Origin of the sequence: Pseudoxanthomonas suwonensis J47, from assembly GCF_000513955.1 — a bacterium.
Taxonomy (GTDB): Bacteria; Pseudomonadota; Gammaproteobacteria; order Xanthomonadales; family Xanthomonadaceae; genus Pseudoxanthomonas; species Pseudoxanthomonas suwonensis_C.
The window spans coordinates 201405-228003 of sequence record NZ_AZUZ01000006.1; the positions used below are offsets into that span (position 1 = coordinate 201405).

26 protein-coding genes and 1 tRNA gene are annotated in these 26599 nt (G+C 71.2%); 12 read left to right on the top strand and 15 right to left on the bottom strand.

Annotated features, from left to right (window positions below):
* The first annotated feature begins 72 nt into the window (after positions 1-72).
* The 6 genes from M503_RS0102275 (at position 73) to M503_RS0102300 (ending at position 4944) form a co-directional block, all read left to right on the top strand.
* Positions 73-354, top strand: a complete 282-nt coding sequence (locus M503_RS0102275) for a DUF4190 domain-containing protein (protein WP_024869525.1) — start codon at positions 73-75, stop codon at positions 352-354.
* 6 nt (positions 355-360) lie between these two features.
* The gene (locus M503_RS0102280; protein WP_028918986.1) at positions 361-1407 is read left to right on the top strand and encodes a quinone-dependent dihydroorotate dehydrogenase; all 1047 of its coding nucleotides are present in this window, start codon (positions 361-363) and stop codon (positions 1405-1407) included.
* Entirely contained in the window at positions 1404-2459 is a 1056-nt protein-coding gene (gene murB, locus M503_RS0102285; protein ID WP_028918985.1) for a UDP-N-acetylmuramate dehydrogenase, read from the top strand. Before M503_RS0102280 ends, murB begins: the two co-directional genes overlap by 4 nt.
* A 4-nt stretch (positions 2460-2463) precedes the next feature.
* Entirely contained in the window at positions 2464-3384 is a 921-nt protein-coding gene (locus tag M503_RS0102290; RefSeq protein WP_028918984.1) for a DMT family transporter, read from the top strand.
* 127 nt (positions 3385-3511) lie between these two features.
* Positions 3512-3588, top strand: a tRNA-Pro gene (locus M503_RS0102295).
* A 96-nt stretch (positions 3589-3684) separates the two neighbouring features.
* On the top strand, positions 3685-4944 hold the full coding sequence (locus M503_RS0102300; RefSeq protein WP_028918983.1) for a CynX/NimT family MFS transporter: 1260 nt from the start codon (positions 3685-3687) through the stop codon (positions 4942-4944).
* A gap of 129 nt (positions 4945-5073) precedes the next feature.
* Here the strand turns inward: M503_RS0102300 and M503_RS0102305 are convergent, their stop codons facing one another.
* From M503_RS0102305 to M503_RS15495, 12 genes are all read right to left on the bottom strand, one after another.
* The gene (locus tag M503_RS0102305; RefSeq protein WP_028918982.1) at positions 5074-6342 is read right to left on the bottom strand and encodes a glutamate-5-semialdehyde dehydrogenase; all 1269 of its coding nucleotides are present in this window, start codon (positions 6340-6342) and stop codon (positions 5074-5076) included.
* A 37-nt stretch (positions 6343-6379) separates the two neighbouring features.
* Entirely contained in the window at positions 6380-7525 is a 1146-nt protein-coding gene (gene proB / locus M503_RS0102310) for a glutamate 5-kinase (protein WP_028918981.1), read from the bottom strand.
* A gap of 4 nt (positions 7526-7529) precedes the next feature.
* Positions 7530-7802 (bottom strand): YciI family protein, encoded by a 273-nt coding sequence (locus M503_RS0102315; RefSeq protein WP_028918980.1) that lies wholly within the window; start codon positions 7800-7802, stop codon positions 7530-7532.
* A 104-nt stretch (positions 7803-7906) separates the two neighbouring features.
* Entirely contained in the window at positions 7907-9202 is a 1296-nt protein-coding gene (argH, locus tag M503_RS0102320) for an argininosuccinate lyase (protein ID WP_028918979.1), read from the bottom strand.
* Positions 9195-10166, bottom strand: coding sequence for an N-acetyl-gamma-glutamyl-phosphate reductase (gene argC / locus M503_RS0102325; protein ID WP_028918978.1), 972 nt, complete (start codon positions 10164-10166; stop codon positions 9195-9197). The genes argH and argC overlap by 8 nt, the downstream gene beginning before the upstream one ends.
* Entirely contained in the window at positions 10163-10771 is a 609-nt protein-coding gene (locus tag M503_RS0102330) for a GNAT family N-acetyltransferase (protein WP_028918977.1), read from the bottom strand. The genes argC and M503_RS0102330 overlap by 4 nt, the downstream gene beginning before the upstream one ends.
* A gap of 1 nt (position 10772) precedes the next feature.
* Complete coding sequence (locus M503_RS0102335; protein WP_428992211.1) at positions 10773-12038, bottom strand: acetylglutamate kinase; 1266 nt, start codon at positions 12036-12038, stop codon at positions 10773-10775.
* A gap of 121 nt (positions 12039-12159) precedes the next feature.
* The gene (locus M503_RS0102340) at positions 12160-13275 is read right to left on the bottom strand and encodes an acetylornithine deacetylase (RefSeq protein WP_028918975.1); all 1116 of its coding nucleotides are present in this window, start codon (positions 13273-13275) and stop codon (positions 12160-12162) included.
* Between the two features lie 11 nt (positions 13276-13286).
* Positions 13287-13730 (bottom strand): GNAT family N-acetyltransferase, encoded by a 444-nt coding sequence (locus M503_RS0102345; protein ID WP_028918974.1) that lies wholly within the window; start codon positions 13728-13730, stop codon positions 13287-13289.
* Between the two features lie 86 nt (positions 13731-13816).
* Entirely contained in the window at positions 13817-15061 is a 1245-nt protein-coding gene (locus M503_RS0102350) for an argininosuccinate synthase (RefSeq protein ID WP_028918973.1), read from the bottom strand.
* 101 nt (positions 15062-15162) lie between these two features.
* Positions 15163-16176, bottom strand: coding sequence for an N-acetylornithine carbamoyltransferase (locus M503_RS0102355; RefSeq protein WP_028918972.1), 1014 nt, complete (start codon positions 16174-16176; stop codon positions 15163-15165).
* A gap of 279 nt (positions 16177-16455) precedes the next feature.
* Entirely contained in the window at positions 16456-16992 is a 537-nt protein-coding gene (locus M503_RS15495) for a hypothetical protein (protein ID WP_037060199.1), read from the bottom strand.
* Between the two features lie 183 nt (positions 16993-17175).
* Here M503_RS15495 and cysS point away from each other — a divergent pair, with 183 nt between their 5' ends.
* From cysS to M503_RS15500, 3 genes are all read left to right on the top strand, one after another.
* Positions 17176-18552, top strand: a complete 1377-nt coding sequence (cysS, locus tag M503_RS0102365; RefSeq protein WP_028918971.1) for a cysteine--tRNA ligase — start codon at positions 17176-17178, stop codon at positions 18550-18552.
* Between the two features lie 101 nt (positions 18553-18653).
* Positions 18654-19091, top strand: coding sequence for a SufE family protein (locus M503_RS0102370; RefSeq protein ID WP_024869507.1), 438 nt, complete (start codon positions 18654-18656; stop codon positions 19089-19091).
* Between the two features lies 1 nt (position 19092).
* Entirely contained in the window at positions 19093-20334 is a 1242-nt protein-coding gene (locus tag M503_RS15500; RefSeq protein ID WP_155951945.1) for an MFS transporter, read from the top strand.
* A gap of 90 nt (positions 20335-20424) precedes the next feature.
* Here the strand turns inward: M503_RS15500 and dksA are convergent, their stop codons facing one another.
* Positions 20425-21471, bottom strand: a complete 1047-nt coding sequence (dksA, locus tag M503_RS16980; protein WP_028918970.1) for an RNA polymerase-binding protein DksA — start codon at positions 21469-21471, stop codon at positions 20425-20427.
* A gap of 105 nt (positions 21472-21576) precedes the next feature.
* Here dksA and yidD point away from each other — a divergent pair, with 105 nt between their 5' ends.
* The 3 genes from yidD to M503_RS0102395 are packed head-to-tail and all read left to right on the top strand — an operon-like array spanning position 21577 to position 24067.
* Positions 21577-21834: a membrane protein insertion efficiency factor YidD gene (gene yidD, locus M503_RS0102385; protein ID WP_028917360.1), complete on the top strand. Its 258-nt coding sequence runs from the start codon at positions 21577-21579 to the stop codon at positions 21832-21834.
* Positions 21831-23180 (top strand): dihydroorotase, encoded by a 1350-nt coding sequence (locus tag M503_RS0102390; RefSeq protein ID WP_037060203.1) that lies wholly within the window; start codon positions 21831-21833, stop codon positions 23178-23180. Before yidD ends, M503_RS0102390 begins: the two co-directional genes overlap by 4 nt.
* Positions 23181-23209: 29 nt before the next feature.
* A complete protein-coding gene (locus tag M503_RS0102395) occupies positions 23210-24067 on the top strand; it encodes a M23 family metallopeptidase (protein WP_197017171.1) in 858 nt (285 codons plus the stop codon).
* Positions 24068-24736: 669 nt separating this feature from the next.
* Here M503_RS0102395 and folE2 read toward each other — a convergent pair.
* Both folE2 and M503_RS0102405 read right to left on the bottom strand, forming a co-directional pair.
* Positions 24737-25669, bottom strand: a complete 933-nt coding sequence (folE2, locus tag M503_RS0102400; RefSeq protein ID WP_028918967.1) for a GTP cyclohydrolase FolE2 — start codon at positions 25667-25669, stop codon at positions 24737-24739.
* A gap of 207 nt (positions 25670-25876) precedes the next feature.
* A complete protein-coding gene (locus M503_RS0102405; RefSeq protein WP_028918966.1) occupies positions 25877-26596 on the bottom strand; it encodes a squalene/phytoene synthase family protein in 720 nt (239 codons plus the stop codon).
* Positions 26597-26599 lie beyond the last annotated feature (3 nt).

Genomic DNA, 26599 nt, shown 5'->3' on the forward strand with positions numbered 1-26599 from the left:
CGCGCATACCGCCCCCCCACGGTCGACTCCCCTGCAGGACACCCCCGTGTCCTGGCCTGCCCCGAGGCCTGCATGAACCAGATCCGCCGTACCAGCAACCTAGCCATCGTGAGCCTCGTCTGCGGGGTCCTTGGCTGGACGCTCGCCCCGTTCCTCGGCTCGATCATCGCCGTCATCACCGGGCACATGGCCCGCGCGGAGATCCGCCGCAGCGCCGGGACCCTCGACGGCGACGGCCTGGCGGTGGCCGGCCTGGTGCTGGGCTGGCTCGCGGTGGGGCTGACCCTGGTCGGCATCTTCATCGTGTTCGCGTTCCTGGGCGGGCTCGCCTGGCTGGCCGCCCTCAACTCCTGACCGCCGATGTATTCGATCGCCCGACCGTTCCTGTTCGGCCTGGACGCCGAATTCGCACACAAGACCGCGCTCAAATCCCTGGACCTGGCCTGGCGCACCGGCACCATCGGCCTGGTCGCCGAACGCCGTCCGCCCCTGCCCACGCGGGTGTTCGGCCTCAAGTTCCCCAACCCGGTCGGCCTGGCCGCCGGCCTGGACAAGAACGGCGAGCACATCGACGCGCTGCTGGCGCTGGGTTTCGGCTTCATCGAGATCGGCACGGTCACGCCGCGCCCGCAGCCGGGCAACCCGAAGCCGCGCCTGTTCCGGCTGGTCCGGGACCAGGCCCTGATCAACCGCATGGGTTTCAACAACGCCGGCGTGGACGCGCTGGTGCGCAACGTCGAGCGCGCCCAGCGCAAGGGCGGCCTGCTCGGCATCAACATCGGCAAGAACAAGGACACCCCCAACGAGGACGCGGCGGCCGACTACGTGCACTGCCTGGAGCGGGTCTACCCGCTGGCCGACTACGTCACCGTCAACATCTCCTCGCCGAACACCGCCGGCCTGCGCGAACTGCAGGAGGAACAGGCGCTGCGCCGCCTGGTCGGCTCCCTGCGCGAGGCGCAGGAGCGGCTGGCGGTGCGCCACGACCGGCGCGTGCCGGTGCTGGTCAAGATCGCCCCGGACCTCAGCGACAGCGACATCGACGCGGCCGCGCGCGTGCTCTCGGACCTGGAAGTGGACGGCGTGATCGCCACCAACACCACCACCGCGCGCACCGCGGTGCTGGGCCGCCGCCATGCCGACGAGGCCGGCGGCCTTTCCGGCGCCCCGCTGATGGGCCAGTCGACCCTGGTCCTGCGCCGGTTGCGCACGCGCCTGCCCGAGTCGATCCCGCTGGTAGGCGTGGGCGGGATCATGTCCGGCGCCGACGCGGTGGCGAAGATGGCCGCCGGTGCCAGCCTGGTGCAGTGCTACAGCGGCCTGATCTACCGCGGCCCGGCGCTGGTCGGCGAATGCGTGGAGGCGATGCGCCGGCGCAAGGAATCCCCGAGCGGCGGCACGGCATGACCGCGCTGTACCGACTGCAGCGCGAAGCCGACCTGACCAAGCGCAATACCTTCGGGGTGCCCGCCCGGGCGCCCTGGCTACTGGAAGTCAACGACCTGTCCACCCTCGGCGAGGCGCTGGACCTGCCGCAGCTGCGTGGCCTGCCGCTGCTGATGCTCGGCGGCGGCAGCAACCTGCTGTTCGCCGGCGACGCGCCGGGCGCGGTGCTGGCGCTGGGCGCCTCGGCGCTGGCGGTGGTGGCCGACGAGGGCGAACGCGTGCGCGTGCGCGCCGAGGCCGGGGCGAACTGGCATGCGCTGGTGATGTGGAGCCTGGACCAGGGCCTGTGCGGCCTGGAGAACCTGGCGCTGATCCCCGGCAGCGTCGGTGCCGCGCCGATCCAGAACATCGGCGCCTACGGCGTGGAAGTCGGCGACCGCATCGTCGCGGTCGAAGCCTGGGACCGCCAGGCCGGCAGCCGCGTGCGCCTGGACCGCGAGGCCTGCGCGTTCGGCTACCGCGACAGCGCGTTCAAGCGCGATCCGGAACGCTGGATCGTCACCGCGGTGGAATTCGAGCTGCTGCGCCCCCGCACGCCCACCGAGGCGCCGCTGCGCCTGGACTACGCCGGGATCGGCGAGGAACTGGCCGCCGCCGGCGTGCAGGCGCCGAGCGCGCGCGACGTGGCCGGGGCGGTGATCCGCATCCGCCAGCGCAAGCTTCCGGATCCGGCGCGGATCGGCAACGCCGGCAGCTTCTTCAAGAACCCGATCGTGACGGTGGAGCTGGCCGAAACCCTGCGCGCCGAACATCCGCGCCTGCCGGTGTTCCCCGGCGACGCCGAACCGAACCGCAAGCTTTCGGCCGCGTGGCTGATCGATGCCTGCGGCTGGAAGGGGGCGCGCCGCGGCGATGCCGGCGTGTCGGATGCGCACGCGCTGGTGCTGGTCAACCATGGCGCGGCCAGCGGCACGCAACTGCTGGAACTGGCCCGCGCGATCGCCGCTTCGGTGCACGAACGTTTCGGCGTGGCGCTGGAACCGGAACCGCGCGTGATCGGAGCGCGCTGGTAAGGCCATGGCCACCGCCGCGCCGCCCGCTTCCACGCACTGGCGCGCCGCCTGGCTGATGCTCGGCAGCACGGTGCTGTTCGGCATGATGGCGGTGGTGATACGCCTGGCCTCGGCCAGCCTGCACACCTTCGAGATCGCGTTCTTCCGCAACTTCTTCGGCCTGGCGGTGGCGCTGCCGCTGCTGCTGCGCCACCGCCCGGGGCTGCTGCGCACCAGCCAGTTCCCGCGCTACCTGTTCCGCTGCATGATCGGCATCGCCTCGATGCTGGCCGGCTTCTGGGCGATCGGCCACCTGCCGCTGGCGCAGGCGGTGTCGCTGTCGTATTCGACGCCGCTGTTCGTGACCATCGCCGCGGCGGCGCTGCTGGGCGAACAGGTGCGTGCGCGGCGCTGGATCGCGGTGGCGCTGGGCTTCGCCGGCGTGCTGCTGATCGTGCGCCCCGGCTCGACGGACTTCAGCATGGGCACGCTGGTGGCGCTGCTGGCCGCGTTGCTGTCGAGCATCGTCGCCATCCAGATCAAGCAGCTGTCGGCCACCGAACCGGCCGACCGCATCGTGCTGTGGACCACCCTGCTGTGGGTGCCGATGTCGCTGGTGCCGGCGCTGGGCGTGTGGACCTGGCCGCAGGGCATCACCTGGCTGTGGGTGGTCGCCGCTGGCCTGTTCGGCACCGGCGGGCACATGCTGTGGACGCGCGCGCTCAAGCTCGGCGAAGTCTCGGCGCTCACTCCGATCAGCTTCATGCAGCTGCCCATCGTCGGCGCGATGGGCTGGCTGCTGTTCGACGAGACCTTCGACCGCTGGAACCTGGCCGGCGCGCTGGTGATCCTCGGCGCGAACGCGTACATCGCCCATCGCGAGGCCACGCTGGCCCGCCGCGCCGCGTCCGGCGCGGCCTCTTCGGCGGCCAAGCCGGGCGAGTAGTTGCCGGGTGCGGGCGCGCCAGCCGCGGTCCATCCGCGCGGTTACCGCCGGGATGGCCGGAAGATGAAAAATTTTCTCCGGAAAGCTTGCCGACCCGATCTTCGACCAGTACAATTTGCGGCCTTGTCGGGGTGTAGCTCAGGCTGGTAGAGCGCTACGTTCGGGACGTAGAGGTCGCAGGTTCGAATCCTGTCTCCCCGACCAATTCAAAAGCGGTAAGCGGAACCGGCCTCGCGCCGGTTTTTTGCTGTCCGGGCCCCGCGCCCGCCGCGGTGCCGCTGCCCTTCCCTCCCGGAACCGATGAACAGCGCCACTCCTTCGCCGCGCGGCGACGCGGCCCACACCTCCGGCCGCCTGCTGGTCCTCGCGGGCATCCTGCTGTCGGCGTTCAACCTGCGTACCGCGGTGACGTCGTTGACGCCGCTGCTGGACGTGCTCGGCACGGAGTTCGGTTTCGGTCCGGCGATCGCCGGCGTGCTGGGGATGGTGCCGACCGCGGCCTTCGCGCTCGCCGGCGTCGGCACGCCGCGTCTGGCGCACCGGCTGGGCCTGGAACGCACCGCGGTGCTGTCGATGGCCCTGGCCGCCAGCGGCCTGCTGTGGCGCTCGCTCACCGGCGGCACCGGCGGCCTGCTCGCCGCATCGGCGGTAGCGCTTGCCGGCATGGGCATCGGCAACGTGATCCTGCCGCCGCTGGTGAAGCGCCATTTCCCCGAGCGCATCGGCCTGGTCAGCTCGCTGTACATCACCGTGCTGCAGGTCGGCACGATCCTGCCGGCGCTGCTGGCGGTGCCGATCGCGGAGGCCGCCGGCTGGCGCGTGTCGATGGGCGCATGGATGCTGATGGCCACGGTGGCGATGCTGCCGTGGCTGGGCGTGCTGCGCGCCGAACGGCGTCCCGACAGCGAGCTGGCGCGCGTGCATGACCAGGCGGTGGTGCCAGGCGACGAAGCACCGGAACTGGGTGCGGCGGCGCCGCGCGGGCGGGTCTGGCGCACGGCGCTGGGCTGGGGCATGGCGCTGATGTTCGGCATGACTTCGCTGGTGAGCTACGCGATGTTCACCTGGCTGCCGAAGCTGATGGTCGACGCGGGCGGGAGTGCGGCCTTCGGCGGGGTGATGGTGGCGCTGTTCTCGGGCCTGGGCCTGGTGGCGGCGCTGGGCGTGCCCGCGCTGGCCGCACGGCTGCGCAATCCGTTCCCGCTGGCACTGGCCGGCGGCATCCTCAACCTGGTCTCCTTCGCGGGCCTGCTGTGGGCGCCGATGGCGGCGCCGGTGCTGTGGGTGGTCCTGCTCGGGCTGGCGCCGCTCACCTTCCCGCTGTCGCTGACCCTGGTGAACCTGCGCACGCGCAGCCCGTCAGGTTCGGCGGCGCTGTCGGGCTTCATGCAGGGCGCCGGCTACGGCTTCAGCTGCCTGGGCCCGCTGCTGTTCGGCCTGCTGCACGAGCTCAGCGGCGGCTGGACGCTGCCGTTCGGCTTCCTGGCGCTGTGCGTGCTGGTGATGCTGGCCGGCGCGTGGCAGGCGTGCCGGCCTGGGGTGCTCGAGGAGCGCTGGTAACGCCTGCGATCCCCCTCCCGCCAGGAGAGGGCCAAGGGATCAGGGTCGGGAGCCGCACGGCGTTGGGAAACCTGCCCTCTCCCCAACCCCTCTCCCGGGGGAGAGGGGCTTGAGCGGCGAGCTACCGCATCACGGCTGCGCGAGCAGGTCCGGGTGCCTCACCTGGCCTTCGCCGCGCACGACGAAGCGCTCGACCGTGAGGGCTTCCAGGCCCATCGGGCCGTAGGAATGCAGGCGCGTGGTGGAGATGCCGATCTCGGCGCCCAGGCCAAGCTCGCCGCCGTCGGAGAAGCGCGAGGAGGCGTTGACCATGATCACCGCCGAGCGCAGCGCCTGGACGAAGCGTTCGGCGTGGGTGGCATCGGCGGTGACGATCACTTCGGTGTGGTCGGAGGTGTAGCGCTGGATGTGTTCGATGGCCTGTTCGAGGTCGTCGACCACCCGCACGGCGATGACCAGGTCGAGATATTCGGCGGCGTAGTCGTCCTCGGTGGCCTCGACCAGGTCCGGGACGATGGCGCGGCTGCGCTCGCATCCGCGCAGTTCGACGCCGCGCTCGCGCAGTTCGCGCGCGGCGCGCGGCAGGAACGAGGCGGCCACGTCGGCGTGGACCAGCAGGGTCTCCAGCGAGTTGCACGCGGCCGGGCGCGAGACCTTGCCGTCGACCAGCAGGTCCATGGCCAGGCCCAGGTCGGCGGGCGCGTCGACGTACTGGTGGCACACGCCCTTGTAGTGCTTGATCACCGGCACGCGCGCGTGTTCGGCGACGAAACGGATCAGGCCCTCGCCGCCGCGCGGGATCACCAGGTCGACGATGTCGTTGAGCTGGATCAGCTCGAGGATGGTCTCGCGGCGCAGGTCCTCGACCAGGGTGACCACGGCTTCCGGCAGGCCGGCTTCGCGCAGGGCGCGCTTGAGCGAAGCGGCAATGGCCGTGTTGGAATGGATCGCTTCCGAACCCCCACGCAGGATCACCGCGTTGCCGGCCTTCAGGCACAGTGCGGCCGCGTCGGCGGTCACGTTGGGACGGGCCTCGTAGATCATCGCGATCACGCCCAGCGGCACGCGCACGCGTTCGACGTGGATGCCGTTGGGACGCTCGTAGGCGCGGGTCACCTGGCCGACCGGGTCCGGCAGCGCGGCGACTTCGCGCAGGGCTTCGGCCACGCCCTTCAGGCGTTTTTCGTCCAGGCGCAGGCGGTCCTGCATGGCGCTGCCGACGCCCTTGGCCGCGGCGGCCTCGATGTCGCGCGCGTTGGCGGCGAGGATCGCCGCGGCGTCGGCCTCCAGCGCGTCGCCCATCGCGCGCAGCAGTGCGTTCTTCCGGTCCGTGCCCAGCGCGGCGATGGCCAGCGCCGCTTCGCGTGCCTGCAGGGCCTGGGTCCTGATGTCGGTCATGGTGGCGCCCGTTCCTGTGGGATGGGAACGCGACGGCCTAGAGCAGCACCAGGTCGTCGCGGTGGATCACGTTGCCGCCATAGTTGTAGCCGAGGATGGCCTCGATGTCGCGCGAGTGGCGGCCGGCGATGCGGCGCACGTCCACGGCCGAGTACTGGCTGAGGCCGCGGGCGATGCGGCGGTCGCCCCCGGCCTCGCGCAGCACCACCTCGACCATGTCGCCGCGGCGGAACTCGCCCTCGGCGCCGAGCACGCCGCCGGGCAGCAGCGAGGCGCCCTTCCCCGCCAGCGCGGCGGCGGCGCCGGCGTCGACCAGGATCGCGCCCGGCTCCACCGGGGCGTGGCGCAGCCAGTACTTGCGCGCGGCGATGCGGCTGCGCGCGGCGCGGATGCGGGTGCCGTGCAGGCGGTCGTGGGCCAGCTCGCGCACCACCTCGGCGCGGCGGCCGTTGAACAGCACGGTGTCGATGCCGGCCGCGCCGGCCTTGGCCGCCGCTTCCAGCTTGGTGCGCATGCCGCCGGTGCCGACCGCGCTGCCGCTGCCGCCGGCCATGGCGAAGACCTCGGCCGACAGTTCGGCGACCTCGGGGACAAGCTGCGCCTGTGGTTCGGTGCGCGGGTTGGCGTCGTACAGGCCGTCGATGTCGGTGGCGATGAACAGCACGTCGGCGTCGATCAGCGCGGCCACGATCGCGGCGAGGTTGTCGTTGTCGCCAAGCTTGAGCTCGTCCACCGAGACGGTGTCGTTCTCGTTGACCACCGGCAGTGTGCCCAATGCCAGCAGCTCGTTGAGGGTGGCGCGGGCGTTGAGGTAGCGGCGGCGGTTGCGCAGGTCGTCGTGGGTCAGCAGCACCTGCGCCACCGGGCGTTCGAAGAAACGTTGCCACAGCCCGATCAGCTGGGCCTGGCCAAGCGCGGCCAGGGCCTGGCGCGCGGCCATGGTGGCACCGGCCTCGGCCGCCTTCGGCAGGATCGCGCGGCCGGCGGCGACCGCACCGGAGGACACGATCACCACCTCGCGCCCGGCGAGGATGCTGGAGGAGACGAACTGGGCCAGGCCCAGGGCGAAGCGCGGCGACAGGCCGCCGCCATCGGCGGCGAGCAGGCTGCTGCCGACCTTGAGCACGGCGCGGCGCCAGGCCGGCAGGGATTGCAGGTTCTCGATCGGGGACGCGGTATTCATGCGCTCAGCGGCCGCTCCGGTCGGCGAGCTTCCATTCGTGCACGGCGAGGTCCGAGCTTCCGGTGAGCGCCAGCGGATCGGCGTCGACGATGGCCTGCGCCTCGGCCAGGCCGTCCACGCCCTGCAGCACGTAGGCGCCGCCCGTGCCGTCGGCGAAGCCGCCGGCGCTGGCCAGCAGCCCGCGCGCGTGCAGGTCGTCCAGGTACGCCAGGTGCGGCGCGACCACCGCCGGATCGAAGCCCGGACGGCGCATGGCGATGACGAGGTAGTGCTTCATGGTGCGTCCTTCCTGTCGGCGATCCCCTGGTGCACTGCCACGGGCAGCGTGCTGCCCGCGTTACCGCTGCGCCGGCCGGCAATGCATGCCGGCCGGCGGTTCGATCAGGCCAGCGCGGCCCAGCGCGACTCGAGTTCGGCCAGGCGCAGGTCGGCCGCCGCCCCCGGCGAGGTGCGTGCGGCCAGGCTGCCTTCCGGCGTCCTGCCCTGCCCGGCCGAATCGGCCGCAGCCGCAGCGGCCTTGTAGGCCTCGCGGAACGGCACGCCGGCGATGGCCGCTTCCACGGCGACATCGGTGGCGTACATGCCCGAGTCGATCGCCGCGCGCAGCTTGTCCTCGCGCCATTCCAGGTTGGCCAGCAGCGCCGGCAGCAGTTCCAGCGCGGCCAGGCCGCGGCCGAAGCCGTGCACGATCGCGCCCTTGGAGGACTGCAGGTCGCGCTGGTAGCCGGAAGGCAGCGACAGCAGCTGTTCGATCTCGGTGCGCGCGGCGGCCACGCTGGCGTGGGTGGCGCGCATCAGCTCGATCACGTCCGGGTTGCGCTTGTTCGGCATGATCGAGCTGCCGGTGGTGTACTGCGCCGGCAGCGAGACGAAGCCGAACTCGGCGGTGGTGTACAGCGACAGGTCCCAGGCCAGGCGGCGCAGGTCGAGGGTGGCGCTGCCGAGGGCTTCCAGCGCGGCCAGCTCGAACTTGCCGCGCGACAGTTGCGCGTAGACCGGGCTGACCTGCATGCGCGCGAAGCCCAGCGCGGCGGTGGTGTGCTCGCGGTCCAGCTCCAGGTTCACGCCGTAGCCGGCGGCGGTGCCCAGCGGGTTGCAGTCGACCAGCTTGAGGGTATCGGCGGCGCGGATGGCATCGTCGATGAAGGCCTCGGCCCAGCCGGCCCACCACATGCCCGCCGAGGACACCACGGCACGCTGGATGTGGGTGTAGCCCGGGATCGGCAGGTCCTTCTCGGCGGCGGCGCGGTCCAGCGCCACCCGCGCGACCTCGCGCGACAGCTGGGCGATACGCGCCAGCTTCTCCTTCAGCCACAGCCGGGTGGCGACCAGGATCTGGTCGTTGCGGCTGCGGCCGGTGTGGATCTTGCGGCCGGCATCGCCCAGGCGCTCGGTCAGGCGCGCCTCGATCGCCGAATGGCAGTCCTCGTACTGCTCGTCGAGGACGAAGGCGCCGGAGCGGAAATCGTCGGCGAGGATCGCCAGCTCGCGCTTCAGCCCTTCCAGCTCCCCGGCCGAAAGGATGCCGATGCGCTGCAGGCCTTCCGCATGCGCGGTGCTGGCGGCGATGTCATGGAGGAAGAACTCGCGGTCCAGGATCACGTCGTCGCCGGCGAGGAAACGCTGGATCTGCGCGTCCACCGCCACGCCGGGCTTCTGCCACAGCAGCTCAGCCATGGGCACTCTCCTTGAACGCCGGGATCGAGGCCAGCTCGGGCAGCCCCAGCGCGATGTTGATGTTCTGCATGGCCTGGGTGGCCGCGCCCTTGAGCAGGTTGTCGAGGGTGGCCACCACCACCAGGCGCTTGCCGCCCGGGGCCAGGGTGAAGCCGCCGATCTCCACGCCGTGGCGGCCGGCGATGCGGCTGACCCACGGCGCCTGCTCCAGCACGTCCACCAGCGGCTCGCCGGCGTAGCGCTGCTCGTAGCGCGCGCGCACCCAGTCGGCCTTCAGCGGCTCGCGCAGCCACATGTTCACGGTCATGGTGATGCCGCGGAAGTGCGGGGCCACGTGCGGCATGAACTCCACCGGCACGTGCAGCTGCGAAGACACCTCGCGCTCGTGGACGTGGTCGGCCAGCGCGTACGGCATCAGGTTGTCGCGCAGCAGCTCGGGGTTGTTGCGGTCCGACGGCGTGGTGCCGGCACCGGAATAGCCGGACACGCCGAAGCACTGCGGCGGGCCGGCCAGGTACTCGAGCATCGGCCAGATCGCCAGCTGCATCGCGGTGGCGTAGCAGCCGGGGTTGCTGATCCGCTTCTGCCCGGCGTACTTGCCGCGGGTGATCTCGGGCAGGCCGTAGTACCAGGCCGGGTCGAAGCGGTGGTCGGCCGACAGGTCGACCACGATGGTGTCCGGGGCGCTGGCGTCGATGCCGGCGACGATCGCGTCGGACTTGCCGTTGGGCAGCGCCAGCACCACCACGTCCGCGCCCTTGGCCGCGACCTGTTCGTGGGCCAGGTTCTCGAAGCGCAGCTCACCCTGGTAGACGTCGTTGTGTTCGGCCACGCGCTGGCCGTCCAGCTCGCGCGAGGACACGAACGCCAGCTCCAGCTGCGGGTGCGCCGCCACCAGGCGGATCAGCTCGGCGCCGGTATGCCCGCGCGCGCCGACGATGCCGATGGAATATTTCCTGCTCATGCGTGTGAATCCAGTCGGAAGCGGAGGTGGCTGCGCACCCCCGGCCATTCGGTGTCGAGGATGGAGAACACGACGGTATCGCGCAGCGTCCCGTCGGCGTGCCGCTTGTGGTTGCGCAGGACGCCGTCCTGCTTCGCGCCCAGCCGGGCGATGGCCTGGCGCGACTGCTGGTTGAACCAGCTGGTCTCGAAGCAGACCGAGGCGCAGCCCAGGGTCTCGAACGCATGCCGCAGCAGCATCAGCTTGCACTCGCTGTTGACCCCGGTGCGCTGCACGCGCGGCGCATACCAGGTGCAGCCGATGGACACCCGCGGCACTTCGGGCTCGAGCCCGTACAGGCGCGTGGTGCCGACCACCTCGCCACTGGCGTCGCGCACGGCGAAGGCCAGCACCTTGCCTTCGGCCTGCGCCTTCAGCGCGGCGTCGATGTAGGCCTCGACCCGCTCCGGCGCCGGCACGTTGGTGTACCAGAGCCGGTGCAACCCGCCCTGCTCCGAGACGACGCGCAGGGCCCCGGCATCGCTGGCGGCCAGCGGCTCGAGCACGGCGTGCCGCCCCTCCAGGGTGGGCACCTCGCGCCAGGGGTTCGCCGATGCGCCGTCCATGTCAGCCGACCAGGGTGGGCAGGCGGGTGCCGCAGTGGGCGACGCAGCGGCCGATGCGGTCCAGGCCGTCGATGCCGTACCAGAACACCTTCCACTTCTCCTGCTTGATGCAGCCGTCGGACTCGGCGTAGTAGAAGATGTTGACCTGGTTGTTGTGGCGCGAGCGCCAGAACAGCTCCGGCGTCTCCTCGCGCATCACGTTCCACACCGCGCGGCCGAGGCCTTCGCCCTGCGCCTCGTCCAGCACCGCGAACTTGTCCAGGTACACGCCCTCGGGAGTGCGCACCAGGATGACGGCCGCGCGGTAGTTCTCGCTGACGTAGGCGCGCAGCAGGTCGGTGCGCTGGAAGTAGTCCGGCACCAGCTCGCGGCCGAAGCTGGACTCGATCAGCCCCTTCATCCGGCCCAGGTCCAGTTCCGCCCACGAGGTCGCGCGCAGCACCCGCTCGCCGCGACGCACCAGGGTGCCCGAACCGCGGTGGGTGAACAGTTCCTTGGCCAGGTCCGCCGGGCGGGTGATCGACACCGACGACTCCAGCGGCAGCTTGTCCAGCAGGTCCTTGATCTGCTCGATCTTCACCTTCATGCCGCCGTGGATCCACGGCTGCTGCATCAGGTGCTCGTACTCGGTGGACAGGTTGATCGAGTCGATCACCTTGCCCTGTTCGTCCAGCAGGCCGCCGGTGCCGGTGAGGAAGATGATCTTGTATGGCTGCAGTTCGCGGACCAGCTCGTTGGCGGCGAAGTCGGCGTTGACGTTGAGGATCTGCCCGCCGGCGGTCTCGCCCAGGCTGGTGATCACCGGGATCGAGCCGGCGCGCAGGCTGGCCTCGATCGGCGCCAGGTTGACGCGCTTCACCTCGCCCACCAGGCCGTAGGTCGCCTGGTCCAGGTAGTCGGCTTCGAACACGCCACCGGTGATCGAGGTGGCCCGGGCGCCGTTGCGCTGCAGCGCCTCGACCAGCGCCAGGTTGGCCGACTGGAACACGCGGCGCACGATCGCCAGTGCTTCCGGGGTGGTCACGCGCAGGCCGTTGACCGTCTGCTTGCCGATGCCCGCGGCGGACAGCTCCGCATCGAGCTGCGGGCCGGCGCCGTGCAGCACGATCGGGGTCAGGCCCACTTCCTGCAGGAACGACAGCGAGGAGGTCAGGTCGTCCAGCTCGTCGCGCAGCACCGCGCCGCCGACCTTGACCACGGCGAAGCGCTTGGCGTCGACCTGGGAGAAGCGCTTGAGGTACTGGCTGATCTCCTTGGCGCTGGCCATGCTCGACAGCAGGCGCACGATGGTCTGGCGGGTCTGGATCTGGTTGGGGGTGGCGGCAACGTTCACGGGAAGGTTTCGGTTTCGGAGGGGCCGGCCTGCGCCGGCGGGTCGGAAAGGAGTTTCAGCGCGGGCCGTTGATGATGCGGTCGACGGAGGACGCGTAGCCCTGCAGCTGCTCCAGGGTCACGAACTCGTCGGCGGTATGCGCCTGGGCGATGTCGCCGGGCCCGTAAACCAGCGCGGTGTAGCCGCCGGCCGAGAACAGCGAGGCCTCGGTCCAGAAGTCCACGGCGTTGCCGATCGGCAGGCCCAGCGCGTCGGCGACGTCGCGCGCGGCCAGGCGGCGCTCCTCGGCGCGGGCGCCGCTCTCGTCGGAAGCGGGACCGGACGGCAGGCTCGGGCCGCGGAAGGTTTCCTCGAAGTGCGCGGCGGCCGGTTCGGCGAAGCCGGCGAAGGTCGCCAGCAGCTGGTCCACGTCCATCGATGGCAGCGGGCGGAAGCCGAAGCGCAGCTCGGCCTCCGGCGCGATCATGTTGGCCTTGATCCCGCCTTCGATGCGGCCGATGTTGAAGCGCAGCCCGGTCAGGCCGCCGAAGCGCGCGTGCGCCAGCGATTGCACGTGGTCCAGCGCGCGGTCGCCCCAGCGCACCGCCTGGTGCAGCGCGCTGGCGGCCGCGTCCTGCTGCCCGGAGGCATGCCCGGCACGACCCTTGAAACGCATCAGCACCGAGGAGATGCCGCGGTGCGCCAGCACCGCCTCGCCCATGGTCGGCTCGGCCACCAGCACCGCCTCGTAGGGCACCCCACGCTCGAGGAAGGCGGCGATGCAGCGCGGATCGTTGGCTTCTTCGTCGGAGGAGAACAGGAACGCCGCGTCGCCCTCGCCGGCATTGGCCGCGGCCACCAGCGCCGCGGCCGCGCCCTTGATGTCGCACACGCCCAGGCCGACCACCCGGTCGTCGAGGCGGCGCATCACGTGCGGATCGGCGGTCCAGTGCGGCGAATCGGGCACCGTGTCCAGGTGCACGTTGAACAGGTACTTCGGCGTGCCGCGCACCGCGTACAGGCTGACCGCGCCGGCGCCGTGGTCCACCACCTGCACCTCGAAGCCCGGCAGGTTCGCGCGCAGGTAGTCGAAGATCCCGCCCTCGGCGGCGATCGCACGCGGCGGATTGCGGGTGTCGAAGGACACCAGCTTTTCGAGGTGCGCGAGGGTGGATTGCAGCAGGTCGGTCATGTGCGTCGGTATCAGGAGTGGGAGGCCTGCGCCTGGTAGATGTCCGGGCGCAGGATTTCCATCAGGGTCTGCGGGCGGGCCGGCGCCCGGAAGCCGAACTGCGCGTACAGCCCGTGTGCGTCCGAGGTGGCCAGCATGAGCCGGCGCAGGCCCTGCAGCCGGGGGTGGGCCAGCACCGCGGCCACCAGCTGCTTGCTGTAGCCGCGGCCACGCCACGCCGGCAGGACGAACACGTCGGCCAGGTAGCCGAACGTGGCGCCGTCGGTGGTCACCCGGGCGAAGGCCACCTGGCCCTCGCCGTCGAGGTAACCGCCGAAGCACAGCGAGCCGGCGATCGCCCGTTCCACCGTTCCCCGCGGGATGCCGCGGCTCCAGTACGCCTCCTCCGAGAGGAAGCGGTGGATCATGTCCACGTCCAGCTCGTCGCGGTCGGTGCTGATGCGCAGGCGATCCATGCTCACGGAACCCTCCGGGAAACGGTGGCGGCAGCGCTGGCGGCGGCCGGCAGGTCAGCCCCGCCGGCGCCGGCCGTGCCCCGCCGTCAGTGGTTGACCTCGGCCCACAGGGTGCTGCTCATGCCGAACAGCTTGATGAAGCCTTCGGCCTCCTCCACGCCCCAGTCGGCCGACTGCGCGTAGGTGGCGCCCTTGGCGTTGAGGATGTGCGGCGAACGGATCGCCACCGCGTCCACGCGGCCGCCGCGGGTCTCCAGCACCACCTCGCCGTTGACCTTGGCCTGCGAGGACCTGAGGAAGGCCTCCAGGTCGGTCTTCAGCGGGTCGTGGTAGAAGCCTTCGTAGACCAGCTCCACCCACTTGCGCGCCACGTCCGGCTTGAAGCGGTTCTGCTGCTTGCTCAGCACCGCTTCTTCCAGCGCGCGGTGCGCGGCCAGCAGCGCGGTCAGGCCCGGCGCCTCGAACACGATGCGGCCCTTCAGGCCGATCACGGTGTCGCCGGTGTACATGCCGCGGCCGACGCCGTACTGGGCGAACATGGTGTTGAGGCGGGCGAGGATCTTCGCGCCTTCCATCGGCTTGCCGTCCAGCTCGACGGCCTCGCCATTGACGAACTTCAGGGTCACGCTCAGCGGCTCGGCCGGCCAGGCCGCGCGCGGCGCGCACCAGCCGCGGGCGCCCTCGCCCGGGGCTTCCCACTTGTCGATCTCGCCGCCGGACATGGTCACGCCCAGCAGGTTCTCGTTGATGGTGTAGTTCTTCTGCTTGGCGCGCACCTCGAAGCCGCGCTCCTCGAGGTACTTCTGCTCGTAGGCGCGGGTCTGGGTGTGTTCCTTCTGGATCTCGCGGATCGGGGCGACGATGCGGTAGTCGCCCTGCGCCTTGACCGCCAGGTCGAAGCGGACCTGGTCGTTGCCCATGCCGGTGCAGCCGTGGGCGATGGCGTTGGTGCCCAGGTCGGCGGCGCGCCTGAGCGCGGCGTCGACGATCAGGTAGCGGTCGGAGACCAGCAGCGGGTACTGGCCCTGGTAGCCCTCGCCGGCCCACACGAACGGCTTGACGAAGCCTTCCCAGATCGCCCCGCCACCATCGACGGTGACGTGGCTGGCCACGCCCAGCTCCGCGGCGCGCTGCTCGATGTAGGCGCGCTCCTCGGCGTCCACGCCGCCGGTGTCGGCGAACACGGTGTGCACGTTCCAGCCCTGCTCCTTCAGGTAGGGCACGCAGAAGCTGGTGTCCAGGCCGCCGGAGAAGGCCAGGACGATGTCGCGGCTGGCTGCCGCGGGATTCGGGCTTTGGGATTCGGGATTGGTGGAAGCAGCTTGTGACATGGGGGCGTCTCTCTCGGAAATCAGTAGTAGGCAATGGAGGGGGGGATCCGGTCCTGCTCTTTCGAATCACGAATCACGAATCACGAATCCCCAATCCCGGATCACCGGCCGCGCACAAGCGCGGCCATCACCGCCTTCTGCACGTGCAGGCGGTTCTCGGCCTCGTCGATGGCGATGCAGTTGGGCGAGTCCATGACCGCGTCGGTGGCCTTGACGTTGCGGCGCAGCGGCAGGCAGTGGCTGAAGACGCCGTTGTTGGTCAGCGCCATCTTCCGTTCGTCGACGATGAAGTGCTTGTACTGGTCGCGGATCGGCTTCTCCGGCTCCCAGTTGCCGAAGTACGGCAGCGCGCCCCAGCTCTTGGCGTAGACCACGTCGGCGCCGCTGTAGGCGCTGTCGATGTCGTGGCTGACCTGGAACGAGCCGCCGCTCTCGGCGACGTTCTGCTGCGCCCAGCCGATGTAGCGTTCGTCGAGGATGTACTCCGGCGTCGGGCACAGCAAGGTCACGTCCATGCCCAGGCGGGTGGCGATGGTCAGGGCCGAGTTGGCGACCGCGGTGTTCAGCGGCTTCGGGTGGTAGGTCCAGGTCAGCACGTACTTCTTCCCGCGCAGGTCGGAGGTGCCGAAGTGCTCCTGCAGGGCCAGCGCGTGGGCCAGCTCCTGGCACGGGTGGGTGATCGTCTCCATGTTGATCACCGGCACCGTGGAGTACTTCGCGAAGGCCTTGAGCACGCGGTCCTCGCGGTCGTAGCTCCAGTCCTTGAACTTCGGGAAGGCGCGCACGCCGATCAGGTCGACGTAGCGGGCCAGCACCCGCGCCACCTCGGCGATGTGCTCCTCGGTGTCGCCGTCCATCACCGTGCCCAGGTCGAATTCGATCGGCCATGCGTCCTTGCCCGGCTGCAGGACGATGGCGTGGCCGCCGAGCTGGAACGCGCCCAGCTCGAAGCTGGTGCGGGTGCGCATGGACGGGTTGAAGAACACCAGCGCGATCGAGCGGCCCTTGAGCTCGCTGCCCAGCTTGTTGCGCTTGAACAGCGCCGCCTGGGTCAGCAACGCATCCAGGTCCGGGCGGCTCCAGTCCTGGGTGTTGAGGAAGTGCTTGAGCGACATCGATCGTTCCTTGCGGTGGTGGCGGTCCGGCGGTGCCGGGGTGTTTTCTTGCGGTTGAAACTTTCCGCGGGGGCCGGAAACGAAAAAACCCAGCCTGGGGCTGGGTTTTCGCACGGACAGCACGACGCTCCGGTCACCCAGCGGAAGTGTGGGATTCCGGTCGGCGCGCACGCGAGGTCATCCCGGAGGCCATCCGGGCGGCGCTGGCGGCGTGCGGCTGCAGGTCGGTGTTCATGAGCACGCGATGTTCTCACGCACCCGCGGCGGGCGCAAGCGGCATCAGGGCGTCGGCGCGGCCGGCAGGGCCGGCTCTTCTTCCCACGGAGTCACCGAAACCCGCACCCGCAGGCGGTTGCCCGGGTCCTCGGCGAGGCGGGAACGGTACTTGGTGCCCTTGTAGACGTAGTCGACGTCGTAGGCGATGGGGCGCTGGAACTGGCGGTCGACCTGGACCAGGCGGCAGTTCTGCCGCGTCGCCGGGGCGTGCGCCGGGGCCGGCGCGGGCGTGGGCCGCTGTTCGCCGGAGAAGAAGTCCTTGACCGAGTCGACCATGCGGCTGAAGACGCCGGGTTCCTCGCGCTGGGCCGGGCGCTCCACCGGGGCCGGCACCGGGTCGCACTGCTCCTCGGTGCGGGTCGCGCGCAGGGTCTGGTAGACCGGCTCGACGCGCAGCACGTGGGCGTAATCGACCTTGACGTTCTCCACCGGCGAGACGCGGATGCGCTCGGGGGGCGGCTGGGCTGGCTCCTGGGCGGCCATCGCCTGTAGCGAGCAGCAGGCCATGCCCAGCAATGACAGTTCCAGCAGACGGCGCATCGGGTCCGGTGACGTCAGTACGGAGGCGTCAGTTTAGGCGGGGCGGCTTGCAGCCCGCTGAACCGCTCCCCTCCGGCGGGCCGGCCCGGCGACGCCCCGGCCGCGCCTGCACGCACCCGGCCGGCCGATGCCGCACTGCGGCACGCTAGAATTCGAAGCTTCCGTCCCCGCCGCCCCGTGCCGATGTCCCTGCGCCTGTACAACAGCCTCTCGCGCCAGGTCGAGCCGTTCCAGCCGCTCGATCCCGCCGCCCCGACCATGTACGTCTGCGGGCCCACGGTCTACAACTACGTGCACATAGGCAACGCCCGCGGGCCGGTGGTGTTCGGCGTGCTGGCCGCGCTGCTGCGGCGCCGCCATGGCGCGCTGAAGTACGCCCGCAACATCACCGACGTGGACGACAAGATCAACACCGCCGCCATCGAGCAGGGCGTGCCGATCTCGGCGATCACCGACCGCTTCGCCGCCGCCTACCGCGAGGACATGGCCGCGCTGGGCGTGGAAGGCGACTTCGCCCCGGACATCGAGCCCACCGCCACCGGCCACATCCCGCAGATGATCGGGATGATCCAGGGCCTGGTCGACAGCGGCCACGCCTACGCGGCCGAGGGCCACGTGCTGTTCTCGGTGGGCAGCTTCCCCGGCTACGGCAAGCTCTCCCGACGCGATACCGAGGAGATGCTGGCCGGCGCCCGCGTCGAGGTCGCCCCGTACAAGCGCGACCCGGGCGATTTCGTGCTGTGGAAGCCGTCCACCCCGGAACTGCCGGGCTGGGATTCGCCGTGGGGCCGCGGCCGCCCGGGCTGGCACATCGAATGCTCGGCGATGGCTGGCGCCCACCTGGGCCGGACCATCGACATCCACGCCGGCGGCATCGACCTGCAGTTCCCGCACCACGAGAACGAGATCGCGCAGAGCGAATGCGCCCACGGCGGTGCCACCTTCGCCCGCTACTGGCTGCACAACGGCATGCTCAACCTCGGCGGCGCCAAGATGAGCAAGTCGCTGGGCAACATCGAGAAGGTCCACGACCTGGTCCGCAGGCATCCGCCGGAGGCGCTGCGCTACGCCCTGCTCTCGGCCCACTACCGGCAGCCGCTGGACTGGACCGACGCGCTGATCGAGCAGTCCGTGCGCACCCTGGACCGGCTGTACGGGACCCTGCGCGACCTGGCCGCGATCGACGCCGCGCCGGCGATCCCGCAGGCGGTGGAGGACGCGCTGGACGACGACCTCAACACCCCGCTGGCGCTGGCCGAAGTCGCGCGCATCGCCGGCGAGGCGCGCAAGGCCACCGATCCTGCGGAGCAGGCGCGGCTGAAGGCCGGACTGCTCGGCGCCGGCCTGGCCCTGGGCCTGCTGCAGCAGGCGCCGGAAGCCTGGTTCAACCGCGGCGCCTCCAACGACGACGACGCCCGCATCCAGGCCCTGGTCGACGAGCGCGCCGCGGCCAAGAAGGCGCGCGATTTCGCCCGCGCCGACGCGATCCGCGACCAGCTCGCCGGCGAAGGCATCCTGCTGGAGGACACGCCGCAGGGCGTGAGGTGGAAGCGCGCCTGACCCAGGCCCCGCTTCCCCATACCTGTGCAGGAAAGCCGGGCCCGGCAGTGCGGAACCGCCCGTCCGCGCCAGGGATGGCCGCCAACCAACTCGAGAACCCCGTGACCGATACCCCCTTCCCCCTCGAACCCACCGCCGCCGAGGCCCAGGCCGCGATCCGCGAGGAGTTCGCCTTCTTCGGCGACTGGTCCGAGCGCTACCAGTACCTGATCGACCTCGGCCGCAAGCTGCCGCCCTTCCCCGAGGAGTGGAAGACCGAGGAGCACCGCCTGCACGGCTGCCAGTCGATGGTCTGGATCGTGCCGCAAGGCAACCGCCAGCGCCTGGACTTCCACGCCACCAGCGACTCGGCGATCGTCTCCGGGCTGATCTTCCTGGCCCTGCGCGTGTATTCGGGGCGTTCGGCCGAGGAGATCCTCGCCACCGATCCGTCCTACATCGCCGACATCGGCCTGGCCAGGCACCTGTCGCCGACCCGCAGCAACGGCCTGGCCTCGCTGCTGGCCTTCATCCGCGACACCGCGCAGGCCCAGGCCTGAGGTGGAAGCCGGCGCCGCGCCCAACGCGGTCCCTTCGCCGCTGCGCGAACCCGGCTACCGGGTCCTGCTCGGTTACCGGCTGTGCGCGATCCTGTCCTACCAGGTCGTCGCGGTCACCGTCGGCTGGCACGTCTACGAACTGACCCGCAATCCCTTCGCCCTGGGCCTGGTCGGCCTGGCCGAAGTGCTGCCGTACATCGGCATGGCGCTGTTCGCCGGCTACCTGGTCGACCACCTGCCGAAGCGCCGCCTCGGCGCGCTGGCCTGCACCGGCCTGGCCACCACTGCGCTGCTGCTGGTGCTGGTGGCGTCCGGGCATCTCGCCCCCGGCCAGACCTGGCCGATCTACGGCGCGATCGTGCTGACCGGCCTGGTGCGTTCGTTCCTGACCCCGGTCTACACCGCGCTGTTCGCCCAGGTGCTGCGCCGCGAACAGTTCGCGCGCGGCGCCAGCCTCGGCAGCATCGCCTTCCAGGCCGCGATGGTCTGCGGTCCGGCGCTGGGCGGCGTGCTGGTCGGCTGGGCCGGCAAGACCGCCGCCTACGCCACCGCCGCCGCGCTGGCGATCGCCGCCGGCGCGGTCCTGCTGGCGCTGCGCGTCGAGGAGCCGCGCAGCGACGGGCCGCGTGCACCGGTGTTCCGCAGCATCCGCGAAGGCCTCCACTTCGTGTTCAACACCCAGGTCATGCTCGCCGCGCAGGCGCTGGACCTGTTCGCGGTGCTGTTCGGCGGGGCGATCTCGCTGGCCCCGGCGTTCATCGCCGAGATCCTGCACTACGGCCCGGAGGGCCTGGGCATCCTGCGCGGCGCACCGGCGCTGGGCGCGGTGGTGGTCGGCTTCGTGCTGGCACGGCGCCCGCCGGGCCGACATGCCGGACGCCTGCTGTTGTGGGCGGTGGCCGGTTTCGGCCTGTGCATCATCGGTTTCGGCCTGTCCCGGCACTTCTGGCTGTCGGCGTTCTTCCTGCTGCTGTCGGGCGTGTGCGACGGCGTGTCGGTGGTCCTGCGCAGCACGATCATGCAGCTGGTCACCCCCGACGGCATGCGCGGCCGGGTGGCCTCGATCAACGGCATCTTCATCGGCTCGTCCAACGAGCTGGGCGCGTTCTACGCCGGCTCGATGGCGCGGCTGCTCGGCCTGGTGCCGGCGGTGGTGCTGGGCGGCTGCGTGACCCTCGGCGTGGTCGCCACCACCGCGGTCAAGGCGCCGAAGCTGAGGCGGCTGGACCTGCGGGAGCTGTGACCCGACCTCCCCTCTCCCACCGGGAGACGGACTTCGGAAAAAACAAAGCCCGCCGTGAGGCGGGCTTCGTCGTCATGCTGGCGGCGGGACTTACTCGCCCTGCTGCTTCTGCATGTGCTCCCAGCGTTCCTGCGCGTCGATGGTGCGCTCGGCGGTCAGGCGCGCCTCCAGGCGCTCCAGGCCGATTTCCTCGCCGGTGTCGACGCAGTAGCCGTAGTCGCCGGCTTCCAGGCGCTTGAGCGTGCTGTCGATCTTGCCGATCAGCTTGCGGTAGCGGTCGCGGGTGCGCAGTTCCAGCGAGTTCTCGGTCTCGCGGGTGGCACGCTCGGCCTCGTCGCCGATGTCGCGCACTTCGTCCTTGAGGTTCTCGATGGTCTGCTTCGATTCCTCGACCAGGTCCGCGCGCCACTGCAGCAGCCGCTGGCGGAAGTACTCCTGCTGCAGCGGGTTCATGTACTCCTCGTCCGGCGAGGGACGGTAGCCCTTGGGCAGCAGCGGACGGCCGGTGGCCTCGTCGATCTGGTATTCGACCACGCGGGTGGGAGCACGCGGCGCCGGCGCGTCGGGCTTCCTGGTAACGACGGCGACGGCGACCTTGCCCTTCGGCGGCGGGGCGGTCGTGGTGTTGCTGGACTTCACGGGGGATTTCTGGGGCACGGGGGGCTTGCTTGCTGCTGGAGCGGGCGTCGGCGCCGGCTTGGCGGGAGCGGGCTTCGGGGAAGCTTTTCCTGCGGGGGCCGGTTTGGCTGGCGTCTGCTTGATGGGGGCCTGTTTGGCTGGGGACGGCTTGGCGGCAACCTGCTTCGGTGCCGGCTTCGCCGCGGATTTGACTGGAACCTTCTTCGCCGGTGCCGCCTTCTTGGCGGGAGCGGCCTTCTTGGCTGGAGCAGCCTTCCGGGCCGGTGCCTTGGCGGGAGCCGCCTTCTTCGCCGCCGGCTTGGCGGCCTTGGCCGGGGCCTTGTTGGCCGGGGCCTTGGCGACCTTCCTGGCAGCGGGCTTGGCGGTCTTGGCCGGGGCGGGTTTCTTGGCTACCGCCTTCTTCGTCGCAGCCTTCTTGGCGACGACCGTCTTCCTGGCGGGAGCGGCGGGCTTCTTGGCCGGCTTGGCGGACTTCTTCACGGGTTTCTTGGCAGCCACGTACGAAGGTTCCTCTCTGGTTTTTCCCGTTGCCGGGAAAGCGCGCCTTTATAGCTCACCCCACCCGGGGGGGCAACCTTGTAATACGGACGGTATGATGGCCAGGTGATCGATCGCCTGCTCATCCTGGCACTGCGCGGCTACAAGCGTTTCGTGAGCCCGCTACTCGGCCCGCGTTGCCGCTTCGTGCCCAGCTGTTCCGAATACGCGATGCAGGCGATCCAGCGCCATGGCGCACTGCGCGGCAGCTGGCTCGCCGCGCGCCGCCTGGCGCGCTGCCATCCCCTCCATCCCGGCGGCTTCGACCCGGTCCCCGAACGCACCGGCGAACCGCCCTGCTCCTGCACAGGAAACCACAGATGAGCACCCTGATCGTCAACGCCCGCCTGGTCAACGAAGGACGCGAACAGGAAGGCGACCTGCGCATCGAGCATGGCCGCATCGCCGCGATCGGGCAGGGCCTGCAGGCACGCGCCGGCGAGGAAGTGGTCGATGCGCGCGGCCGCTGGCTGCTGCCGGGCATGATCGACGACCAGGTCCACTTCCGCGAGCCGGGCCTGACCCACAAGGGCGACATCGCCACCGAATCGGCCGCGGCCGTGGCCGGCGGGCTGACCAGCTTCATGGACATGCCCAACACCAACCCGCCGACCCTCGACGCGGCGGCGCTGGAAGCCAAGTACGCCGCGGCGAAGGGCCGCGCCTGGGGCAACCACGGCTTCTACCTGGGCGCCAGCAACGACAACCTCGAGGCGGTGCGTTCGCTCGACCCGAAGTCCGCGCCGGGCATCAAGGTGTTCATGGGCGCGTCCACCGGCAACATGCTGGTCGACGATCCGCAGACCCTCGACGGCATCTTCCGCGAGGCGCCCACCCCGATCATCACCCACTGCGAGGACACCCCGACCATCGACCGCACGCTCGCCGAATTCAAGGCGAAGTACGGCGCCGAGGGGCTGACCCCGGCGATGCATCCCGACATCCGTTCGCGCGAGGCCTGCATCAAGTCGACCCGCCTGGCCCTGGAGCTGGCGCGCCGCCACGGCACCCGCCTGCACGTGCTGCACATCTCCACCGCCGACGAGCTGGCCCTGTTCGAGCGCGGGCCGCTGGTCGGCGCCGACGGCAAGGTGCGCAAGAAGATCACCGCCGAGACCTGCATCCACTTCCTGCGCTTCGACCGCGCCGACTACGAACGGCTGGGCAACTTCATCAAGTGCAACCCGGCGATCAAGGACGCCTCCGACCGCACCGCGCTGGTGCAGGCCCTGGTCGACGACGTGATCGACGTGCTGGCCACCGACCACGCCCCGCACACCCTCGAGGAGAAGCAGAAGCCCTACCTGCAGGCGCCATCGGGCCTGCCGCTGGTGCAGTACGCGCTGCTGGCGGCGATCGAACTGGTGCACGAGGGCAAGCTGGACATCACCCGCGTGGTGCAGAAGGCCAGCCACGCCCCGGCGCAGCTGTTCGACGTGGCCGGACGCGGCTTCCTGCGCGAGGGCTACTGGGCCGACCTGGTGCTGGTCGACGACCAGCCGCTGACCGTGCGCCGCGAGGACGTGCTGAGCAAGTGCGGCTGGTCGCCGTTCGAGGGCACCACCTTCCGCTCGCGCATCGCCTCGACCTGGGTCAACGGCCAACAGGTGTGGAACGGCCGCGAACTGGTCGGCGCGCCTGCCGGGCAGCGCCTGGAGTTCTCGCGCTGATGCGTGGTGCCGGCGGCGCCGCGCGGCGCATGCTGTCGGTCGCGGGCCGCTCGCTGGCCAGGTTCACGGCTCGGCGGTTGGCGCTGGCGGCGTTGCTGGCGGCGGGGGTCGCTGCCCCAGCCGCCGCTGCCGACGAAGACCGCGTCGTATTCCCGTCCAGCGTGCAGCAGGGCGCGATGGTGATCGGCAAGGTGCCGCCGGGCAGCCGGGTCGAGTACGCCGGCCGCACCCTGCGCACCAGCGGCTACGGCACGGTGGTGTTCGGCGTCGGTCGCGACCAGGCCGAGCCGGTGCAGGTGACCGTGGCGCGCCCGGACGGGGAGCTGGTCGATGCGCGGATCGCGGTGACCGCGCGCGACTGGCCGGTGCAGCGCGTAAACGGGGTGCCGCCGAAGACGGTCGATCCGCCGCCCGAGATCGCGGAGCGGATCCGCCGCGAACAGGCCCTGGTCAGCGCCGCGCGCGAACGCGACGACGACCGCACCGACTTCGCCCGCCCGTTCGTCTGGCCGGTCGAGGGCCGGATCAGCGGCCGCTTCGGCAACCAGCGCGTCTACAACGGCAAGCCCGGTTCGCCGCACTCGGGCATGGACATCGCCGCGCCCACCGGCACCCCGGTCAAGGCCCCGGCCGCCGGCGTGGTCACCTTCGCCGCTCCCGACCTCTACCTCACCGGCGGCACCGTGCTGCTGGACCACGGCTTCGGGATCAGCTCCAACTTCCTGCACCTGTCGCGGATCGACGTGAAGGCCGGCGACCGCGTCGAACAGGGCCAGGTGATAGGCGCCGTCGGCGCCACCGGCCGCGCGACCGGGCCGCACCTGCACTGGGGGATGAGCTGGTTCGACACCCGCATCGACCCGCTGCTGGTGCTGGAGCGCAGGTAAGGCGATCGTTCGCGCGCGGCGGCGCGTTCCTCCACATCGCGGCCGTCATGACATCGGGGCGCGGCTCCGATGTGCATTGCGAGAAGGTAATCACGTAGCCCGGATAAGGCCGCAGGCCGCATCCGGGGATGACCTGCCGGCCACTTCGACCCGACGCCTGTCGCACTCCAAGCCCGGATGCGCTTCGCTTATCCTGCCTACCACGACGAATGGATGCCCGCGCCTTCAAGACCCTCTCCACCGGGAGAGGGGTTGGGGAGAGGGTCGGTGCTCCTGCGCCGCTGGCCGTCCGACCCTCACCCCTGCCCCTCTCCCGGAGGGAGAGGGGTGCAAAGACGAAGCCACGACCCGAAAGCGCCGAAAGACGCGGTGGCGCGGGGGTATGGCGCAAGCGGCACATGGATGTGCCGCGTTCGCGAGCGCAGTGCAAGCGGTGAGTCGNCTGGCGCGTGGCGACGCGCCAGACGTCGCCGGCGCCCTCGTTCATTCCCGGCGCCCCCCGCGCTGCCGCGGCTCCTTCCGAAGCCGGCCACGCCAATGCTTTCAAGCAGTGAACTGTGGATGCGGTGAGGCAGCTGGCGCGTGGCGACGCGCCAGAGACAACGGGCCGGCAGAAGCCGGCCCGTTGTGCGAACGATTGCAGGATCGGCGCGGCTCGCGCCCTGACGGTCAGGCCGCCGGGCCGGCGCCGGTGACGGTGGCGACGGCGTCGTGCGGGTGCAGGCTTTCGAAGTGCGAGACGGTGGCCTCGTAGCGCTCCACGCGCGGGTCGGAGGACAGCACCGAGGCCACGCGGCGGGCCGCGTCCTCGCAGAACATCAGGTTGGCGGCGTTGAGCTCGGCGAAGGCCTGCTCGTCCTCGCGCTTGACCGCGGTCTGCACCGGCGTGCCCAGCGAGGTTTCCAGCGCGTCGATCAGCGCCACCAGCGGCAGCTCGTCGAACTGCGGGCGCAGCTCCACGCGCACCCGCGCCTCGCTGCGCTGCGCGTGCGGCGTGGCGGCCATGCCGCGGTCCGAGGCCAGCCACGCGGCGACCTCGTCGACCGTCAGCGTCGGCACGCCGTCGAAATCGGCCAGCAGCCGCGCCGCGTTGGCCTGGCGCGACAGCGCCGCCGAGCACGGGCAGGTGCTGGAGTATTCCAGGCGGAAGCCGAGCACCAGCTTCAGGTGGCCGTCCGCCAGGATCGCCTCGATCTCCACCGGATAGCTCTTCCAGCCGGCGTTGTCGCTGCGCAGCGCGCCGCGCAGCAGCAACGCCTCGTAGCGCAGGCGCAGGCGCGCGCGGGTGGCGAGGCCGGACTGCGACTCGATGCTTTCCTGGAGGAAGCGGCGCAGCCCGCCCGGGGTGATCTCGTGGCGGGCCAGCTCCTGCTGCAGGCGCAGGTACAGCCGCGACATGTGGATGCCACGCTCGCCCTCGCGGGCCAGGTTCACCGAGATGTCGGCCTGGGCCGCGACCTGGACCTGCCCGCCCTGCCCGTCGGCGACCCGGATCGGCACGGCGATGCCGTCCATGCCCACCCAGTCCAGCGGGCGCGCGAGCGCCGGCGCCTGGAGGGCGACGTCGGGCAGGGAAGCGGAAACGGCAGCGGGAACGGACATGGCGGCGATCTGGGGGAGCGGGCGGCCCGGCTTCCTGGCGGAAGCGTCGGAGGGGCTGCCGGGAGGGGGAAGGTGGCGTGGGACCAGGCAGGTCCGGATGGGCGCCATTGTAGCCGCTGGGGTCGGCACTGCCGGCCGGATGGCTGCAACGGACTGTCGCGTGCCGTTCAGCCGCAACAGCACATCCCGCAGATGGCCCGACCGGGGTCAGTCCCCGGCCGCGGCCCGCCAGGCGTGCCAGAGCACGCGCAGCGGCTGCCGGCCCGGTTGCGGGACGCGCCCGGCGGCGACCGGCGCCAGGCGCTGCCGGGCCAGGCTGGCCCAGACCCGGCGCGGACGCGGGCCCGCCGCACGTGCCGGCCAGGCGCGCATCAGCTCGTTGGCCCAGGCACGCTGGGCCTGTTCGCTGGCGGCCGCCGGACCCGAGGCGGACTGCAGCGCCAGCGGCACCGCTTCCAGCCCCGCTTCGGCCAGGCGCTGGGCCAGGACCTGGGCGACCACCTGCCGTGGCGTAGCCGCCTGCCCTTCCAGCACCGCCACCTCGACCGCGGCCACGGCCGCGCCGAACCCGGCCAGCGCCGCGAACGCCGCCTCGCTGTCCTGCGGGCGCGCCCGCGCGGCGGTCAGTTCCGGCAGCGCCTCGGCCAGTTCGGCCCAGGGCGCGCGCACCGGTTCCAGCACCCGCCCCAGCGGGTGGCGCGAGCGCTGCGCCGACCAGTCGCGCAGTTCGGTGGCCCACCAGCCGAGCTTGGCGTCGGCCGGCAGCGGGTCGCCGCCGATGTTGAGGATGTCGTCGAATTCCTGCAGCAGCGCGAACCAGGCCAGCGTGCGCTGGCGCTGCGCCGGCGGCACGAAGACCTCGGCCACCGCCCATTCCGGCCAGCGGGTGCGCCACTTGTCGATGAAGCTGTCGTAAGCCTGCGACATGCC